At 73.4% G+C, this 18,126-nt stretch carries 16 protein-coding genes and 1 riboswitch; of the genes, 12 read left to right on the top strand and 4 right to left on the bottom strand.

Annotation, left to right across the window (positions count from 1 at the left end; genetic code table 11):
* Positions 1-1,279, bottom strand: a 1,279-nt coding sequence (locus L6E12_RS02305; protein ID WP_236226198.1) for a hypothetical protein, incomplete at its 3' end; no start/stop codon positions are given.
* 403 nt (positions 1,280-1,682) lie between these two features.
* A complete protein-coding gene (locus tag L6E12_RS02310) occupies positions 1,683-2,159 on the bottom strand; it encodes an SRPBCC family protein (RefSeq protein WP_236226199.1) in 477 nt (158 codons plus the stop codon).
* A 53-nt stretch (positions 2,160-2,212) separates the two neighbouring features.
* Here L6E12_RS02310 and L6E12_RS02315 point away from each other — a divergent pair, with 53 nt between their 5' ends.
* The 7 genes from L6E12_RS02315 to L6E12_RS02345 all read left to right on the top strand — a co-directional run bounded on the left by L6E12_RS02315 (position 2,213) and on the right by L6E12_RS02345 (position 8,130).
* Positions 2,213-2,773 (top strand): TetR/AcrR family transcriptional regulator, encoded by a 561-nt coding sequence (locus L6E12_RS02315; protein WP_035280182.1) that lies wholly within the window; start codon positions 2,213-2,215, stop codon positions 2,771-2,773.
* A complete protein-coding gene (locus tag L6E12_RS02320) occupies positions 2,773-3,045 on the top strand; it encodes a DUF167 domain-containing protein (RefSeq protein WP_236226200.1) in 273 nt (90 codons plus the stop codon). Before L6E12_RS02315 ends, L6E12_RS02320 begins: the two co-directional genes overlap by 1 nt.
* 94 nt (positions 3,046-3,139) lie before the next feature.
* On the top strand, positions 3,140-4,624 hold the full coding sequence (locus tag L6E12_RS02325; RefSeq protein ID WP_240012254.1) for a potassium/proton antiporter: 1,485 nt from the start codon (positions 3,140-3,142) through the stop codon (positions 4,622-4,624).
* A 72-nt stretch (positions 4,625-4,696) separates the two neighbouring features.
* Positions 4,697-4,813: riboswitch (SAM riboswitch) on the top strand.
* Between the two features lie 41 nt (positions 4,814-4,854).
* Positions 4,855-6,264, top strand: coding sequence for an aminotransferase class V-fold PLP-dependent enzyme (locus L6E12_RS02330; protein ID WP_236226201.1), 1,410 nt, complete (start codon positions 4,855-4,857; stop codon positions 6,262-6,264).
* Between the two features lie 47 nt (positions 6,265-6,311).
* Positions 6,312-6,881 carry a signal peptidase II gene (lspA, locus tag L6E12_RS02335; RefSeq protein WP_236226202.1) on the top strand — a complete coding sequence of 190 codons (570 nt, stop codon included), beginning with the start codon at positions 6,312-6,314 and terminating at the stop codon, positions 6,879-6,881.
* A gap of 37 nt (positions 6,882-6,918) precedes the next feature.
* Positions 6,919-7,803, top strand: a complete 885-nt coding sequence (locus tag L6E12_RS02340; protein ID WP_236226240.1) for an RluA family pseudouridine synthase — start codon at positions 6,919-6,921, stop codon at positions 7,801-7,803.
* Positions 7,804-7,899: 96 nt separating this feature from the next.
* On the top strand, positions 7,900-8,130 hold the full coding sequence (locus L6E12_RS02345; RefSeq protein WP_236226203.1) for a hypothetical protein: 231 nt from the start codon (positions 7,900-7,902) through the stop codon (positions 8,128-8,130).
* Here L6E12_RS02345 and L6E12_RS02350 read toward each other — a convergent pair.
* Positions 8,127-9,125, bottom strand: coding sequence for an AsnC family protein (locus L6E12_RS02350; RefSeq protein ID WP_374201825.1), 999 nt, complete (start codon positions 9,123-9,125; stop codon positions 8,127-8,129). The genes L6E12_RS02345 and L6E12_RS02350 overlap by 4 nt on opposite strands.
* 68 nt (positions 9,126-9,193) lie before the next feature.
* Positions 9,194-9,829 carry a uridine kinase gene (locus L6E12_RS02355; protein ID WP_236226204.1) on the bottom strand — a complete coding sequence of 212 codons (636 nt, stop codon included), beginning with the start codon at positions 9,827-9,829 and terminating at the stop codon, positions 9,194-9,196.
* 107 nt (positions 9,830-9,936) lie between these two features.
* On the opposite strand from L6E12_RS02355, the gene dnaE reads away from it, so the two are divergent.
* The 5 genes from dnaE to bioD all read left to right on the top strand — a co-directional run bounded on the left by dnaE (position 9,937) and on the right by bioD (position 18,074).
* Positions 9,937-13,470, top strand: coding sequence for a DNA polymerase III subunit alpha (gene dnaE / locus L6E12_RS02360; RefSeq protein WP_308073980.1), 3,534 nt, complete (start codon positions 9,937-9,939; stop codon positions 13,468-13,470).
* Between the two features lie 99 nt (positions 13,471-13,569).
* Positions 13,570-14,784, top strand: coding sequence for a cytochrome P450 (locus tag L6E12_RS02365; RefSeq protein ID WP_236226205.1), 1,215 nt, complete (start codon positions 13,570-13,572; stop codon positions 14,782-14,784).
* Between the two features lie 155 nt (positions 14,785-14,939).
* Positions 14,940-15,647, top strand: a complete 708-nt coding sequence (locus L6E12_RS02370; RefSeq protein WP_236226206.1) for a hypothetical protein — start codon at positions 14,940-14,942, stop codon at positions 15,645-15,647.
* Between the two features lie 49 nt (positions 15,648-15,696).
* Positions 15,697-16,965: an adenosylmethionine--8-amino-7-oxononanoate transaminase gene (locus L6E12_RS02375; RefSeq protein WP_236226207.1), complete on the top strand. Its 1,269-nt coding sequence runs from the start codon at positions 15,697-15,699 to the stop codon at positions 16,963-16,965.
* A gap of 368 nt (positions 16,966-17,333) precedes the next feature.
* Complete coding sequence (gene bioD / locus L6E12_RS02380; protein WP_236226208.1) at positions 17,334-18,074, top strand: dethiobiotin synthase; 741 nt, start codon at positions 17,334-17,336, stop codon at positions 18,072-18,074.
* The last annotated feature ends 52 nt before the right edge of the window (positions 18,075-18,126 follow it).

An 18,126-nucleotide genomic window follows, 5' to 3' on the forward strand; every position in this document is an offset into this window, starting at 1 on the left:
CCGGGGTCAGCAGCACCCAGGCGTCGGGCGGCGGTTCGCCCGCGGCGGCGCGGGTGGTCAGCGCGGGGTCGCGGCCCGCGCGCACCAGGTCCACCCAGGCGGCGTCGTCGACCACGACCGGGGTGGCGGGCAGGTTCTCCCGCAGCCACCCGGCCGCCCCGGCGAGCGGGCCGGGGTCGGTGCGCCGGGCCGCCGCCGCGTCCAGCGCACCCGGCCACACCGGCACCACCAGCACCGCCGCGACCAGGAGGCCGACCGCGGTCGGTCCCAGCAGCAACCGCGTCTCGGTGTGCCTGCCGACGCGGAACCGGTGGGTCAGCGCCAGCTCGGCCGCCCCCGCGGCGAGCAGCACGGCGGGCGCGGCGGCCACGGTGAGCGCCCCGGGGCCGGGGCCGCCGGGCACCAGCGCCACCGCGAGCAGCCCCAGCACGCCGATCGCCAGCGGACGCAGCCGGGCGGAGCACAGCCCGCCCACGGCGCCGAGCACCACCGCGACCGCCAGCACCGGGTCCACCGCCGCCCACTGCGCGGGCGTCGGCCCGTGGCCCGCCAGGTGCAGGCCGCTGAGCACCGACGAGGCGCCGAGCCCGACGGCGACGCCGAGCGCGAAGCCCACGCCGAGGACCTGCGCCAGGCGCTTGCGTCCGCGCCGCCACACCAGCCAGCCCGCCGAGGCCGCGAGCACCAGGGTGATCGGGGCGGTGATCACGGCGACGACCAGCAGCACCACCGCCCACAGGTCCGGTTCGAGCCTGCGGTGCCGGTGCGGGGTCCACAGCAGCACCAGCGCGCCGAGCGCCCAGGGCGTCGCCACGTTCTCCGGGCGCAGCCCCAGCTGCGCCTCGACGACCAGCGGTGACAGCGCGGCCACGCCCATCGCCGCGGCGGCCGTCCACCGGTTGAGCCCCATCCGGCGGGCGAGCAGCCAGACCAGCACGGCGGTGACCGCCGCGGCGGCGGCCATGCCCTCACGGGCCCCCGCGAGGGCGGCCGTGTGGCGGGTGAAGGCGTCGGTGAGCGCGGTGTAGGCGCCCGCCTGCAACCAGGCCAGCGGGGCGTCGGCGGTGCTGTCGAGGAGCAGGTCGAGCCGGTCGGCGGCGAAGACGTGGGCCAGGTGCCCGGCCTCGCCCGCCTGCGCCGGGGAGCCCCCCGCGGCGAGGCGGACCACGGCGGTGAGCGCGGCCAGCGCGAGCACGGCGGCGAGTGTGAGCAGGTGGCGTTCGGCGGCCCGGGTGCGTTCGTCGGCGGCCCAGCGCCAGGTGTGTGGGGTCAAGCGCACGGCGGAGCCGTCGTTCCAGCGGTGTGAGGTCATGGTGGTGCCCGCCCGGCGCCCCCGGTCGGGTGACCGGGGCTGGGCCGGAACCTCCTTCTCCGGTGCTCCGTGGGATGTCCTTCGAGGTCAGGGGCACCGCTGCGCGCTGCGGTCGGGCCATCGTAGAAGGTGCGACCGCACGTGCGAACTGCAACTTTCCGTGCGCCGAACACGGCCGGACGGGTGACGTGACAGCGTGCGCTGGGCCGATCGGGGAATCCGGTGACGGGCATCCGGGACCGGTTTCAGCCCGCTCTGTACGAGTGGGCCGCCGGGCCGCGCCACGATCCGGTGACGCGGCCGGTGTTGCCACGACCGGGTGACACCGTTGGGGGTGAGGACGATCGCCCGCGGTGCTGCCCCGAACGGCTCAGCCGCGCCGCTTCCCGTCGCCCACCACGGCGCGCAGCACGCGGACGTAGCGGGAGTGGGGTGCCGGGCGCGGGGGCGGGTCGCCGAGCGCGGTGGCCGCGCGGTCGAGCAGGTCTTCGATCAGGGCGTCGTGCAGCCAGCGGATGGCCAGCGGCCAGGTCAGGTGGCCCACGCCGGTGGGGTGGGCGCGGAGGTCGTGGCGCAGCACCCGGCCGGGTCGGGCGGTGAAGGTGTGCGTGCCGCGCAGGCCGATGCCCGGGTCGAAGGTGAACTCGACCGCCCGCCCCGGCTCGTGGGCCGTGCAGGTGTAGCGGACCGGGCCGTGCCCGCCGCGGGCACCCGGTCCGAGGGGCCGGTCGAGCCGCAGTGCGGGCCACCGGTGGTGTGGCCACAGCGGGCCCGCGGGCTCGGCGATCGCGTCGAGCAGCGGCCCGGGGTCGGCGGGCAGGACGCGTTCGTGCCGGTTGTGGATCATGGTGAACCCTCCGTACGGAACCGTATGGTCCGCCGTACGCTAGCGTACGGAATGTGCGGAGGAGCAGGGACGACTGGACGGCGCTGGCTCTGGAGGTGCTCGCCGAGGGTGGGGTCGCCGCGCTCGCGGTCGAACCGCTGGCGGCCAGGGGCGGCTCGACCAAGGGCAGCGTCTACTGGCACTTCGCCACCCGCGACGCCCTGCTCCGGGCCACCCTCGACCGATGGGAGGCCGAGCACACCGCCGCCGTGATCGCGCACGCCGACCGTGGCGCCGACCCCGCCGAGCGGCTGCGGCTGTTGTTCGAGGCGGTTCTGCCCGCCGGGGCCGCCGTCGAGCTGGCCCTGCACGCCTCGCTGGCCGACCCGCTGGTCGCCGCCGCGGTGGCCAGGGTGGGGCGGCGGCGGGTCGGGTACCTGGCCGAGCAGTTCACCGGGCTCGGGTTCACCGCCGAGCAGGCCCACCGCCGCGCGGTGATCACCTACTCCGCCTACCTCGGGCAGGTGCAGCTCCTGCACGGCGCCCCGGAGACCCTGCCGCACTCGGCTGAGGACCGCCGCGCGCTCGTCGACGACGTGCTGCGGGTGCTGCTCACCGCCCCCGCCGAGGGCTGATGCGCTTCGCGGTCCGGGTCCGGCCGGGCGCGCGCCGCGCGGCCGTCGGCGGGCGCCGGGGCGACGCGCTCGTCGTCGCCGTCGCGGCACCCGCGGTGGCGGGCAAGGCCAACGAGGCGGTGTGCCGCGCGCTCGCCGCGGCGTTCGGCGTGCGGCCCCGGAACGTGCTGATCATCAGCGGTGACCGCGCGCGGGACAAGGTCGTCGAACTCGACCCGGCACCACCGGACGCCCCGGCCACACTGGACCGATTGCGGGACAACGGGCCGTGACGGTTGCCTCACCTGGGCCGCCACCGGGACGTCGATTACGACAATCCGCCTTCCACGGGGGAGAATGCCCCGACAACTGATTGCCCGGGAGGTGATGGTGGACGACCTGACCGTTGCACTGGGCATCGGGGCGTTGGTGCTGCTGCTGGCGGTGCTGGCCGTGCGGGTGTCGGTCCGGCTCGGTCTGCCGTCGCTGTTGCTCTACCTGGGAATCGGCGTGCTGCTCGGCGAGGCCGGGCTGGGCATCGAGTTCTCCAACGCCGACCTGACCCAGTCGCTCGGTCTGGCCGCGCTGGTCATGATCCTGGCCGAGGGTGGTCTCACCACCCGCTGGGTCGAGGTCAAACCGGCGCTCTGGCCGGGAGTGGCACTGTCCACTGTGGCCGTCGGGGTCAGCATCGGGGTGACCGCGCTCGGGTTGCACCTGCTCCTGGACTTCGACTGGCGGCTGGCCCTGCTCTGGGGCGCGGTGCTGGCCTCCACCGACGCCGCCGCCGTGTTCAGCGTGCTGCGCAACCTCTCGGTCACCCGGCGGCTGGTCGGGTCGCTGGAGCTGGAGAGCGGCATGAACGACGCCCCCAGCTACATCGCCGTGGTGCTGCTGGCCTCCACCGACCCGGTCACCTGGTCGCTGCCGCTCACCCTGGCCTACGAACTCGCGGTCGGTCTGGCCCTCGGCGTCGGCCTGGGCTGGCTGGGCGCGCTCACCCTGCGCCGCGCCGCGCTGCCCGCCACCGGCCTGTACCCGCTGGCCACGGTCGCGGTGTGCGTGCTCGCCTTCGCAGGCGGGCAGGCCGCGCACGCCTCCGGACTGCTCGCCGCCTACGTCGCCGGGCTGGTGCTGGGCAACTCCAAGCTGCCGCACCGCTCCGACACGGTCTCCTTCGCCGAGGGGCTCGGCTGGCTGGCCCAGATCGGCCTGTTCGTCCTCTTGGGACTGTTCGCCTCACCGGGCAGGCTGCTCGACGCGATCATCCCCGGTCTGGTCGCCGGTGCCCTGCTGACCCTGCTGGCCCGGCCGCTGTCGGTGCTGGTGTCGATGGTGCCGTTCCGGATGCCCTGGCGCGAACAGGTCTTCCTGTCCTGGGCCGGGCTGCGCGGGGCCGTGCCCATCGTGCTGGCCATGATCCCGCTGTCGCAAGGCGTTCCCGGCGCGCAGCAACTGGTCGACGCCGTGTTCGTGCTGGTGATCGTGCTGACCCTGGTGCAGGGCACCACGCTCGGGCTGCTGGCGAAGCTGCTGCGGCTCGACACCGGCGCGCAGCCCAAGGAGGTCGACGTCGACGTGGCGACCCTCGACGAGCTCAACGCGGAGCTGTTGCAGGTCACCATCCCCGTCGGGTCCAAGCTGCACGGCGTCTACCTGTCGGAGCTGCGGCTGCCGCCGGGCGCCTCGGTCAGCCTCGTCGCCCGCGGCGCGGGGGCGTTCACCCCGGCCACCACGACCCGGTTGCAGGAGCTGGACCAGGTCCTGGTGGTCACCACCCAGGAGGCCAGGGCCGCCGCCGAGACCCGCATCCGCGCGGTCGACCGGGCGGGCCGCTTCGCCCGCTGGAAGGGCGAGACCGGCAAACCCTGAGCCGTGACGCCGATCCCACTCGGTGGATCGGGTCTCGATCCGCGGCGCCGCGTCGGCTATGGTCTTCGGCAAGGTCATGAGCGCCAGCGTCAAGCCCCGGTTTGCTGGCCGGCAACCCTCCTCCGCGGTGGGGTGCCCCGGGTGAGGACCTGGTCCTCCCGCGAGGTGCGGGACGGGCAAGCGCGGACCCCCCTCACCGGCCAGGGTCCTCACGACCCTGGAGGTACGCCATGACGCTCGCCATCCCCAGCCGCCGCACCGCCGGACCGGCCCGCGACACCGGCTGTGCCACCGAGCCCGGGACCGACGGCGCCGCCGGGACCCCCGCCGTGCCGCCCGTGGTGGGGGCGCGGCTGGCCGTCCCGCTGGTCGACGGCCGCCGGGTGACCTACGCCAACCTCGACCACGCCGCCAGCACCCCCGCCCTGGAGGCCGTGCGCGACGCCGTGGACGAGCTGCTGCCCTGGTACGCCAGCGTGCACCGCGGCGCCGGGTTCGCCTCCCAGGTCTGCACCCGGGTGTACGACCAGGCCCGCGACGTGCTCCGCCGGTTCGTCGGCGCCCACGGCACCGACGAGGTCGTCTTCACCCGCAACACCACCGACAGCCTGAACCTGCTGGCCGGGGTGCTGCCCCGGGGCACGTCCGTGGTCCTGTTCGACACCGAGCACCACGCGGCGCTGCTGCCCTGGCGCGGCCCGCGCGTGCACCGCCTGCGCACCCCGGAGAGCGCGGGCGACGCCGTCCTGGCGCTGGACCGGGCGCTGGCCGACTGCGCCGTCGGGCCGCGCCTGGTGGTGCTGACCGCCGCCTCCAACGTCACCGGCGAGGTCTGGCCGATCGCCGAGCTGTCCGCCGTCGCCCGTCGCCACGGCGCCAGGGTCGCCCTCGACGCCGCGCAGCTCGCCCCGCACCGGCCGGTCGACATCCGCGCCCTCGACGTCGACTGGGTCGCCCTGTCCGGGCACAAGCTCTACGCCCCGTTCGGCGCGGGCGCCCTCGTCGGCCGCGCCGACTGGCTCAAGGCCGCCGAGCCGCACCTGGTTGGCGGCGGCGCCACCGCCTCGGTCACCGACCGCGGCGACCGGCTCGCGGTGACCTGGTCGACCGGGCCGGAGCGGCACGAGGCCGGGTCGCCGAACGTGGTCGGCGTGCACGCCCTGGCCACCGCCTGCGAGGCGATCACCCGGCACGGCTGGGACGCCGTGGTCGAGCACGAGCGGGTCCTGCTGCACCGGCTGCGCGCCGGGCTCGCCACCGTCCCCGGCCTGCGCCCGCTGGGCCTGTTCGGCCCGGCGCACGACCGGGTCGGCGTCGTCAGCTTCACCGTCGACGGCCTCGACTCCGGCCTGGCCGCGGCGGCCCTGTCCGCCGAGCACGGCATCGGCGTGCGCGACGGCGCGTTCTGCGCGCACGTGGCCACCGCCAGGCTGCTCGACCGCGCCGGGAGCCATGAGCGGCGGGCGCTGCGGGTCAGCATCGGCCTGGGCACGACGCCCGAGCACGTGGACCGGCTCGTCGCCGCGCTGCACGCCCTCGTCGACGGCGGCCCGGCCGCCGAGTACGCCCTCGTCGACGGCCGCTGGGCGCCGGTCGAGGACCCCCGGCCGCTGCCGCCGTTCCTGCGCGAGCTGCCCTGAGCCCGGTCGACGGCCGGGCGGGTCGGCCGACCGTGGACAATGGGGTGGTGAGCAGTGAGGAACGCGATGGGGTGAGCGCGGCACCGGTGCCGCCGCGCAGGGCAGCGCTGCTGGTCGGCACGGCGGTGGTGGTGTACGCGCTCGACCTGGTCACGAAGATCCTGGTCACCGCCAACCTGGAGGGCGAGCCGCCGGTGCGGCTGCTCGGCGGGCTGGTCTACCTCGACCTCATCCGCAACCCCGGGGCCGCGTTCTCCATGGCCACCGGGATGACCTGGCTGCTGACCCTGGTCGCCATCGGCGTCGTGGTCGCCATCGTCTGGATCATCCCCAAGCTGCGCTCGACGGGCTGGGCGATGGGCCTGGGCCTGGTGCTCGCGGGCGCGCTGGGCAACCTGACCGACCGGCTGTTCCGGGCCCCCGGGGTGTTCCAGGGGCACGTGGTCGACTTCGTGTCGGTGTTCGGCCCGAACGGCGAGTACTTCCCGGTGTTCAACGTGGCCGACTCCGGCATCAGCGTCGGCGGCGTGCTCATCGTGCTGATGGCCCTGCTGGGCCGCGACTACGACGGCAGCCTGACCACGAAGTCCGAGAAGAAGGCGGCCACCGGTGAGTGACACGCGGACCCTGCCCATCCCCGACGGCCTCGACGGCATGCGCGTCGACGCCGGGTTGTCGAAGCTGCTGGGCATCTCCCGCACCGTCGTCGTGGCCCTCACCGAAGCCGGTGACGTGCTGGTCGACGGTCGACCCGCGGGCAAGTCCGACCGGCTGCTGGCGGGCGCCTGGCTGGAGGTGACCCTGCCGCAGCCGGACCGCCCGGTGGAGCTGAAGGCGGTGGCGGTCCCCGGCCTGGAGATCATCCACCAGGACGACGACGTCGTGGTGGTGGACAAGCCGGTCGGCGTCGCCGCCCACCCCAGCCCCGGCTGGTCCGGCCCCACGGTCATCGGCGGCCTCGCCGCGGCGGGCCTGCGCATCTCCACCTCGGGGGCCGCCGAGCGCCAGGGCGTCGTGCACCGCCTGGACGTCGGGACGACCGGGGTGATGGTGGTCGCCAAGAGCGAGCACGCGTACACGGTGCTCAAGCGGGCGTTCAAGGAGCGCACCGTCGAGAAGCGCTACCACGCGCTGGTGCAGGGCCACCCCGACCCGAGCGTCGGGACGATCGACGCCCCCATCGACCGCCACCCGCGCCACGACTACCGGTGGGCGGTGGTGGCGGGCGGCAAGCCGAGCATCACCCACTACGAGACCATCGAGGCCTTCCGCGCCGCGTCGCTGCTCGACGTCAAGCTGGAGACCGGCCGCACCCACCAGATCCGGGTCCACTTCAGCGCCCTGCGCCACCCCTGCGTCGGCGACCTCACCTACGGCTCCGACCCCACCCTGGCCAAGCGCCTCGGCTTGACCCGCCAGTGGCTGCACGCCCGCACTCTCGGCTTCCACCACCCCGCCGACGGCCGGTGGGTCGAGTTCACCAGCGAGTACCCCGCCGACCTCGCCGCCGCCCTCGAAACCCTGGCCGACGACTACTGACCGGAACGGATTCGCGTGTCCGGGTGCGCGGGCGGGGTCCGAGCGGTTACGTTGGGGCCCCGCCCGACGCCCTGGTGGCGACCCCCGGAGGCCGCGATGACCAGCCCACGCGACACCGAGCAGCTCAACGACCACCTGGTCGTGGACGGCGTGATCGGGGGTGACCCCGGCCAGGTCGCGGATCTCGACACCGCGGACCTCGACACCCCGGCCCGCGGTCTCCCGGCGCCCGACTACGACCGGGACCCGCCCACCTCGCCGATCCCGGCGCAGCGGACGGTGGAGGCCAAGAAGGGGTTCTTCTCCCGGTTGTTCAACCGGGGCTAGTTCTCCACGGCCCAGGTCAGGGCGAGGTCTTCCTCGTCCGGCCGGGGGCTCCAGCGGACCGAGGTCACCGCCATCTGCTCGGGCACCACGTACACCGTGTGCCCGCCCGCCGTCTCGCCCGGTGCGACGCCGATACGGTGCGGGGGGCGCGAGGACAGCGACACCGGGGCCTTGCCGACGGTCTCGCCCTCCGGGGTCACCAGGACCAGGTACAGGTCCGGCAGCGTGGAGAAGTGGACCGACCCGCGGTTGGTCAGCTCGGTGTGCACGACGATCGAGCGCTCGCCCGGTTGCAGGCGGTAGCCCGCGGCGGTGAACAGGTAGTCGGCCGGGTCCACGACCTCGACCAGGCGCACGGCGAGGCGCTCGCCCTCCAGGCCGGTGGTCTCCAGGCTGTTGCCGACGGTCCCGGTGCGGCTCGCCGCGGTGCGGGTGGTCGGCTGGGTGCGCTCGACCGGCAGGTCCGCCGGGGCGGGCGGCTGGTCGCCGCGGGCCCAGGTCGACACCTGCGGCGGGCCCCAGGTGCTCATCGGCTCGTTGGGCACCGGGAACGGCTGGCTCTGCGGGGCGTGACCGGCGTTGTGGTTGTGGTGCGGCGGGGCCTGCGCCGGGAAGGGCTGGCTCGGCGGACCCATCTGGGCCGGGAACGGCTGGCTCTGCGGGTTGACCTGGTACGGCCCGCTCTGCTGGCCGGGGTGGTTGTTCTGCTGCTGGTACTGCGGCGGGTAGCCGGGTTGCTGCTGGGGCTGCTGTTGCTGGTACTGCCCCGGCATCGGGTAGCCGACCGGCGCGCTCTGCCGGGCCAGCGCCTGCCGCAGGCCGTTGGGGTCGCACTCGACGCCCACGAGCAGCGGCAGCCCGGAGCCGGACAGCGCGACGAGCCGGGAGGCCACCTCGCGCGGGTCCATGCCCAGGCGCGCGGCCACCTCGTGCACCGCGGCCCTGCCCATCTCGGCGACCACGCCGAGCAGGCGGACGTCTACTGGATCGACCACGGTTGGCACGCTACCCGGTCGTCAGGACAGCCGCGCCGCAAGCCGGGGGCCGACACGGCCATGATCGATCAGACCGGGGCGTCGTCGAGCACCGCGGGGTGGCGGGGGTCGTCGGCGCGCACCCCGGTGTCGGCCGTGTGCAGGGGGCGCACCTCGGCGTCGTAGCGGGCGAAGGCGGGCAGCGCCCAGTGCTCGTCGGCGGGCAGCCGCCGGGCCAGGGCGGGCGCGGACAGCCACAGGTGCACCGACAGCTCGTGCGGCAGGCCGCGGCCGAGGAGCAGCTCGCCGTCGAGCAGCAGCACGCCCCCTGGCGGCAACTCGGTGTAGTCGGCGCGGGTGGCGCGGTCGGTGGCGGCGTTCCACAGCGCGGGCAGCACCCGGCCGGTGCCGCCGGGGGAGAGCGGGTCGAGGACCTCCCGGCGCAGCGCGCCCTCGTCCAGCCACAGCTCGTAGCGGGCGTCGGGGTCCGCCCGGCCCCGCTCGAACCGCAGCGAGGCGGGCCGCAGGAAGTCGGCGGCGCCGACCCGCAGGACCGGCCTGCCGAGCACCCGCAGCGGCTCCACCAGCGCCTCGGCCAGCTCGTCCGGCCGCGCGGGCGGGGCGCCGTCCAAGATCACCCGAGTCCACTCGGTACGCTCCCCGGCCACCACCCGGTCGGTGAGTTCGCGGACCAGCACCTCGGGTGTCACGGGGCGGAAGCGCATGGCGTAGTTGTATCAGCTTTCTTGATATGGAAAGGGATTCGCCCACCCGTTCGACACGCGCGCCCCCAATGCCGCGGACCGTCATACCCCCTCGCTAGGGTGGCGTCGTGGCTGACTCCTTCGCTCATCTTCACGTGCACACCGAGTACTCGATGCTCGACGGAGCGGCCAAGCTCAAGGACATGTTCACCGAGTGCGAGCGGCTCGGCATGCAGTCCGTGGCGATCACCGACCACGGGCACACCAACGGCATCTACGACTTCTTCACCCAGGCGACCAAGGCGGGCATCAAGCCGATCCTGGGCGTCGAGGCGTACGTCGCGCCCGCCTCCCGGTTCACCAAGGAGCGGGTCCGCTGGGGCGACCCCGGCCAGAAGTCCGACGACGTCTCCGGCAGCGGCGCGTACACGCACCAGACGATCTGGGCGCGCAACGCGACCGGCCTGGGCAACCTGATGCGCCTGTCCAGCCTGGCCTCGATGGAGGGCCAGCTCGGCAAGTGGCCGCGGATGGACCGCGAGCTGATCACCGCGCACGCCGACGGGCTGATGGCCACCACCGGCTGCCCGTCCGGCGAGGTGCAGACCCGGCTGCGGCTGGGCCACTTCGACGAGGCGCTGCAGGCCGCGGCCGACTGGCGCGACATCTACGGCAAGGAGCACTTCTTCGTCGAGCTGATGGACCACGGCATCGAGATCGAGAGCCGGGTCCGCGGCGGGCTGGTCGACATCGCCCGCAAGCTCGACATCCCGTTCGTGGTGACCAACGACTCGCACTACACCTTCAAGGGCGAGCGCGAGTCGCACGACGCGCTGCTGTGCGTGCAGACCGGCAAGACCCTCCAGGACCCGACGCGGTTCAAGTTCGACGGCGACGGCTACTACCTCAAGTCTCCGGACGAGATGCGCGCGGTCGACGCCTCCGACCCCTGGCAGGAGGGGTGCCGCAACACCCTGCTGGTGGCGGAGAAGGTCGACCCGACCGGCATGTTCGAGTTCCGCAACCTGATGCCGAAGTTCCCGATCCCCGACGGCAAGACCGAGGACGAGTTCTTCCGCGAGCAGGTGTGGGCCGGGATGCGCCGCCGCTTCCCCGATGGCGTCGACGAGGAGCACACCCGCCAGGTCGAGTTCGAGATCGGCGTCATCACCCAGATGGGCTTCCCGGCCTACTTCCTGGTGGTCGCCGACCTCATCGGCTGGGCCAAGTCCAACGGCATCCGGGTCGGCCCCGGCCGGGGCTCGGCCGCGGGCGCGCTGATCGCCTACGCGATGGGCATCACCGACCTCGACCCGCTGGCGCACGGGCTGATCTTCGAGCGGTTCCTCAACCCCGACCGGGTCAGCCCGCCCGACATCGACATCGACTTCGACGAGCGCAGGCGCGGCGACGTCATCCGCTACACCACCGAGAAGTGGGGCGCGGACAAGGTCGCCCAGGTGATCACCTTCGGCACCATCAAGGCCAAGGCGGCGATCAAGGACTCGGCCCGGGTGCTGTTCGGCCAGCCCGGCTACGCCATCGCCGACCGCATCTCCAAGGCATACCCGCCCGCGGTCATGGCCAAGGACATCCCGCTCAACGGCCTGTTCGACCCGCAGCACAAGCGCTACAACGAGGCCACCGAGATCCGCGAGCTGTACAACAGCGACCCGCAGGTCAAGGAGATCATCGACACCGGCCGCGGCCTGGAGGGCCTGATCCGCAACGCCGGTGTGCACGCCTGCGCGGTCATCCTCTCCGCCGAGCCGCTGATGGAGACCATCCCGCTGTGGAAGCGGCCGCAGGACGGCTCCATCATCACCCAGTTCGACTACCCGACCTGCGAGTCGCTGGGCCTGCTCAAGATGGACTTCCTGGGGCTGCGCAACCTCACGGTCATCGACGACGCGCTGCGCAACATCGAGACCAACGGCAAGCCGGTCCCCGACCTGGAGACCCTGGGCCTGGACGACAAGGCCACCTACGAGCTGCTCTCCCGCGGTGACACCCTGGGCGTGTTCCAGCTCGACGGCGGGCCGATGCGCGACCTGCTGCGGCTGATGCGCCCCGACAACTTCGAGGACATCTCCGCGGTCGGCGCGCTCTACCGGCCGGGCCCGATGGGTGCCAAGTCGCACACCAACTACGCGCTGCGCAAGAACAAGCAGCAGGAGATCACCCCCATCCACCCCGCCCTGGCGGAGGCGCTGGAGGACATCCTCGGCACGACCTACGGCCTGATCGTGTACCAGGAGCAGGTCATGGCGATCGCGCAGAAGCTGGCGGGCTACACGCTCGGCCAGGCGGACCTGCTGCGCCGGGCGATGGGCAAGAAGAAGAAGGAGGTCCTGGACGCGGAGTTCGTCAACTTCTCCGGCGGCATGGAGAAGAACGGCTACCCCAAGGACGCGATCAAGACCCTGTGGGACATCCTCGTCCCGTTCGCCGACTACGCGTTCAACAAGGCGCACTCCGCTGCGTACGGGCTGGTCTCCTACTGGACGGCCTACCTCAAGGCGAACTACCCGGCCGAGTACATGGCCGCGCTGCTCACCAGCGTCCGCGACGACAAGGACAAGGCCGCGGTCTACCTGTCCGAGTGCCGCCGCATGGGCATCACGGTGCTGCCGCCGGACGTCAACGAGTCGGAGAAGGACTTCGCCCCGGTCGGCAACGACATCCGCTTCGGCCTCGGCGCGATCCGCAACGTCGGCGCCAACGTGGTCGACTCGATCATCAAGGCGCGCACCGAGAAGGGCGACTTCGTCGACTTCTCCGACTACCTGCGCAAGGTCGACACCACCGCGTGCAACAAGAAGGTCGTGGAATCCCTGATCAAGTCGGGGGCCTTCGACTCGCTCAAGCACCCGCGCAAGGGCCTGTTCCTCATCCACACCGACGCCGTCGACGCCGTCATGGAGACGAAGAAGGCGGAGGCCGTCGGCCAGTTCGACCTCTTCGGCGCGGGCGGCGGGGCGGACGAGGACGTCTCCAGCGTGTTCGACGTGCGGGTGCCCGACGAGTTTTGGGAGTCCAAGCACCAGCTCGCCCTGGAACGGGAGATGTTGGGCCTCTACGTCTCCGGGCACCCGCTCAACGGCGTCGAGCACATCCTCACCTCGCAGTCGGACACCTCCATCGCGGCGATCCTGGAGGGCGGCCTCTCCGACGGCGCCCAGGTCGTCATCGGCGGCATCCTCGCCTCGGTCAACCGGCGGGTGAACCGCAACGGCGAGCCGTGGGCGTCGGCGCAGTTGGAGGACCTCGCCGGTGGCATCGAGGTGCTGTTCTTCCCCAAGACCTACGCCGTGGTCGGCATGGGGGTGCTGGAGGACGCGATCGTGCTGGTCAAGGCGCGGGTGGCCAAGCGGGACGACCGCACCTCGCTGATCGCCAACGACCTGGCCGTGCCCGACCTGTCCAACGCCGCGGGTGCCCCGTTCCGGCTGAGCATGGCCGCGACCAAGTGCACCCCGCCGCTGGTCGCCCAGCTCAAGGACGTGCTGGCCGGGCACCCCGGCACCACCGAGGTGCACCTCAAGCTGATCAACGGGCCGCGGCAGACCCTGCTCAAGCTCGACGACGCGCTGCGGGTGCAGCCGTCGCCGTCGCTGATGGGCGACCTCAAGGCGCTGCTCGGACCGGGCTGCCTGTCCTGACCCCTGCCCGGGACGGCGACCGCCGGTGACACCCCGCCACCGCCCGATCACGGTAAGGTGGTTGGTGAACGGGGTTTACCGCTGGTCGAGGAGATGGTCATGTCGGTGCCGGACACCGTGCTCAGGCTGGATACGCCCGAGTACATGCAGGACCCGCACGCGCTGCACGCCGAGCTGCGCCGGGCCGCCCCGGTGCGCGAGGCGATCTTCCCGCGCGGGTTCAAGGGCTGGCTGGTCACCGCCTACGACGACGCCAAGGTCGCGCTGACCGACCCGCGGATCAGCAAGGCCGTCGCCGGGTTCGCCCCGGTCATGGACCGGCACCGGCTGACCGACGCCACCCCGCTGCCGTTCCGGCTTGAGCTGGCCACGCACATGCTCAACTCCGACCCGCCCGACCACACCCGGCTGCGCAAGCTGGTCACCAAGGCGTTCACCAGCCGGGTCGTCGGCAGGCTGCGCGACCGGGTCGAGGGCATCGCCGACGGCCTGCTCGACGCGATGGCGGGCCGCGACACCGTCGACCTCCTCGACGAGTACGCCTTCCCGCTGCCGATCACGGTGATCAGCGAGCTGCTCGGCGTCCCGGAGGCCGACCGCGACGACTTCCGCTCCTGGACCTCCACCATGATCACCACCGGCCCGCGCGAGGTGACCACGGCCGCGGGCGACGCCATGGGCCGCTACCTGGCCGAGCTGATCGAGCACAAGCGCCGCGAACCCGCCGAGGACCTGCTCTCCGACCTGGTCGGGGCGCACGACGACGGCGACCGGCTCAGCTCAGCGGAACTGGTGTCGATGGCCATGCTGCTGCTCATCGCGGGCCACGAGACCACGGTCAACCTGATCGGCAACGGCGTGCTGGCCCTGCTGCGCAACCCCGAGCAGCTCGCCGCCCTGCGCGCCGACCCCGCGCTGCTGCCCGGCGCGGTCGAGGAGTTCCTGCGCTTCGAGGGCCCGATCAACATCGCCACCATGCGCTACACCACCGCCCCGATCACCCTCGGCGGCGTCGAGGTCCCGGAGGGCGAGTTCGTCCTGGTCTCCCTCGTCTCCGCCAACCGCGACGAGGCGCACACCGAGCAGCCCGACCGCCTCGACATCACCCGCGCCCAGTCCGCGCACCTGGCCTTCGGCCACGGCATCCACTACTGCGTCGGCGCCCCGCTGGCCCGCCTGGAGGCCGCCACCGCCATCGGCCGCCTGCTCGACCGCTTCCCCGCGCTGTCGCTGGCGGCTGACCCGGGGGAACTCCGCTGGCGCGACAGCACCCTGGTCCGCGGCCTGGAAACCCTCCCGGTGAAGCTGACCTGACCGGGCCGTACGCCATACAGCGCAGGGGCCGCGGCCGACCCGGGCAACCGCCACCGGAAATCCGGTTGCGGATGGCCCGGCGTTGGGCGTGGCGTACCGGGCAATCCCGGTGAATCCGGTTCCGGTCGGATAACGTTGGCCGGGTGCGGGGGCGGGTGAGTACGGCGGAGCGCGGGCTGGTCGACGCGCGGCTGCGCGCTGTCCGGCCGCACCTGGTGTTGATCGTCCTCGTCGGACCGCTGCTCGCGGCGGGGGCCACGCTGCTCGGCAACCCGCTGCCCTACCTGGTGGTCCCGCTGGTGCTCGTCCTCGCCGGGGCCTGGTACTTCCGCTCCCGGCTGATGCGCCCGCGCCGCTGGCCGGTGGCCGCGGCGGTCCTCGGCGGGCTGGCCGGTGTGCACCTGGGAGCCATGGCGCTGTGGCCGCTGTCGCCGGTCACCGGGGCCGCGCTCGGCGTCGCCGGGTACTTCCTGGCGGTCGACGCGCGCAGGCGGGTGCTGGAGCCGTACACGCCGGAGCTGGCCGATTCCCGGGTCGAGGTGCCCTGGCAGGCGCGCGGCGACCGCGGGCTGCACCTGCTGGTCGCCCACGACCGGATCACCCTCGCCGGGTCGCGCGGGCGGTTCCGGCTGGTGCGGCCGATGGTGGCGCTCAGCGGGGTCGGCGCCGTGGAGCAGATCCTGGTGGCCCGCCGGGCCACGCTGGAGGTCCCGGGCGTGGGGGAGCTGCGGGTCACGGTCACCCCCGGGCCCGCCGTGCGCATCACCGTCCCGCCGGGGCAGTGGATCGTCCCGACCGACCACGGCCGCGAGATCGCCCGGCTCGTCGCCCGGCGCAAGGAACTCGCGGGCGTCGACGGCTGACCGCCTGTCCACAGTGGATTCCCGACCTCGGGGCGATACGCTCTCCCGCGTGACCCCGGAGGAACTGCTCGCCCTGGACCGCGCCCACGTGTGGCACCCCTACGGCCCGATGCCGGGCACGCAGACCCCGCTGGTGGTCGACAGCGCCCGGGGCGCCCGGCTGACCCTGGCCGACGGCCGCGAACTGGTCGACGGCATGTCGTCGTGGTGGGCGGCCATCCACGGCTACCGCCACCCGGTGCTCGACGCCGCGCTCACCGCCCAGGCGGGCCGGATGAGCCACGTCATGTTCGGCGGCCTCACCCACGAACCCGCCGTGGCCCTGGCCAAGCGCCTGGTCGACATCACCCCGGCCCCCCTGCGCCACGTGTTCCTCTGCGACTCCGGCTCGGTCGGCGTCGAGGTCGCCATCAAGATGTGCCTGCAGTACTGGCGCTCCACCGGCAAACCCGGCAAGACCAAGCTGCTCACCTGGCGCGGCGGCTACCACGGCGACACGTTCAACCCGATGAGCGTCTGCGACCCCGAGGGCGGCATGCACAGCCTCTGGCGAGGTGTCCTCCCGGTCCAGCGCTTCGCCGACGCCCCACCCGCCGACTTCGACCACGACTACGTCGCCCACCTCGCCGACCTGGTCGAGGCGCACGCCGACGAGTTGGCGGCGGTGATCGTCGAACCGGTGGTGCAGGGCGCGGGCGGGATGCGCTTCCACGACCCGCGCTACCTGCACGTCCTGCGCGAACTGTGCCTGACCCACGACGTCCTGCTGGTCTTCGACGAGATCGCCACCGGCTTCGGCCGCACCGGCGAGCTGTTCGCCGCCGACCACGCGGGCATCAGCCCGGACGTGATGTGCGTCGGCAAGGCGATGACCGGCGGCTACCTCAGCATGGCCGCCACCCTCTGCACCCCCCGCGTCGCCGACGGGATCTCCCGGGGCGAGGTCCCCGTCCTGGCCCACGGCCCCACGTTCATGGGCAACCCCCTCGCCGCCGCCGTCGCCACCGCCTCCATCGACCTGCTCCTGGCCGGGGACTGGCGCGGCACGGTCGGCCGCATCGAGTCCGAGCTGCGCACCGGCCTCGCCCCCGCCCTGGACCTGCCGGGCGTGCGGGAGGTCCGGGTCCTCGGTGCGATCGGCGTCGTCCAACTCGACCACGAGGTCGACATGGCCGCCGCCACCACCGCCGCCGTCACCGCGGGGGTCTGGCTCCGCCCCTTCCGCGACCTGATCTACACGATGCCCCCCTACATCTGCACGACCGAGGACATCGCCCGGATCACCGCGGGAATCACCGCCGCAGCATCAGTGGGCTGACCCACCGCCCAACCACCCGGAACAACACCGGGCGCAGCCGCCGCCCGCCCGAGCCGCCAGCAGCGCAGCGAAAGCCGACCACCCTGCCAACCGGCGGCCCGGTTACGCCAATGCCCGGGTGGGTGGATGTGCTTGGGTGGGGGAGCCGATCATGTGCAAGCCTGCCTGGGCAGTGGGGCACTCTTTTCGCCCCACTCGGTCACACTGGGCGCATGATCGGCGTAGGGGCCCCGCCCAAGCAGATCCACCCACCCGGGCACGCCCCAAAAAATCCCGGCGCTCTTAAAACGCAGCCACGGCCAAGCAGACAGTGACGTTCACCGGTTCCACTGGGTCCCCGACGAACCCCGGCGCTAACCTGACCCACCGTGAGTGTCCTCGTGATCAGCGGGACCGGCACCGACGTCGGCAAGACCGTCGTCACCGCCGGGATCGCCGCGCTCGCCCGGGCCGCGGGCCGCCGGGTCGCCGTGCTCAAGCCCGCGCAGACCGGCGTGGCCCCCGGCGAGCCGGGTGACCTGGCCGCGGTGACCGCCTTGGCCGGTGCGGTGACCACCGCAGAACTGCGCCGCTTCCCCGACCCGCTCGCCCCGGAGACCGCCGCCCGCCGGGTGGGGATGCCCCCGGTCCGCCCGTCCGAGGTGGCCGCCGCGACCGCCGAGCTGGCCCGCACCCACGACCTGGTGCTGGTCGAGGGCGCGGGTGGGCTGCTGGTCCGGTTCGACCCGGACGGCGGCACGCTGGCCGACGTGGCGTGGTCGCTGGGCGCCCCGGTGCTGGTGGTGGCGCACGCGGGCCTGGGCACGCTCAACACCGCCGCGCTGACCGCCGAGGCGCTGCGCACCCGGGGGATCGCCTGCGCGGGGATCGTCATCGGTTCCTGGCCCGCCGAGCCCGACCTGGCGGCCCGGTGCAACCTGGAGGACCTGCCGCTGGTGACCGGTGCCCCGCTGGTCGGGGTCGTCCCGGCGGGGGTGGGTGGTGCGGATCCCACCGCGTTCGCCGAGGGGGCCCGGCGCTGGCTCGCGCCCAGCCTGGGCGGTGGTTTCGACGCGAAGGAGTTCACCGAGCGGGAGTTCGTCCCCGTCCGGGGTGAGATTCCTCGCTGAAACCTGTCACCCCCATGCGGCACACTGTCCCCTCGGACACGTACACGCAGGT

This window comes from Actinokineospora sp. PR83, from assembly GCF_021056305.1.
Taxonomy (GTDB): domain Bacteria; phylum Actinomycetota; class Actinomycetes; order Mycobacteriales; family Pseudonocardiaceae; genus Actinokineospora; species Actinokineospora spheciospongiae.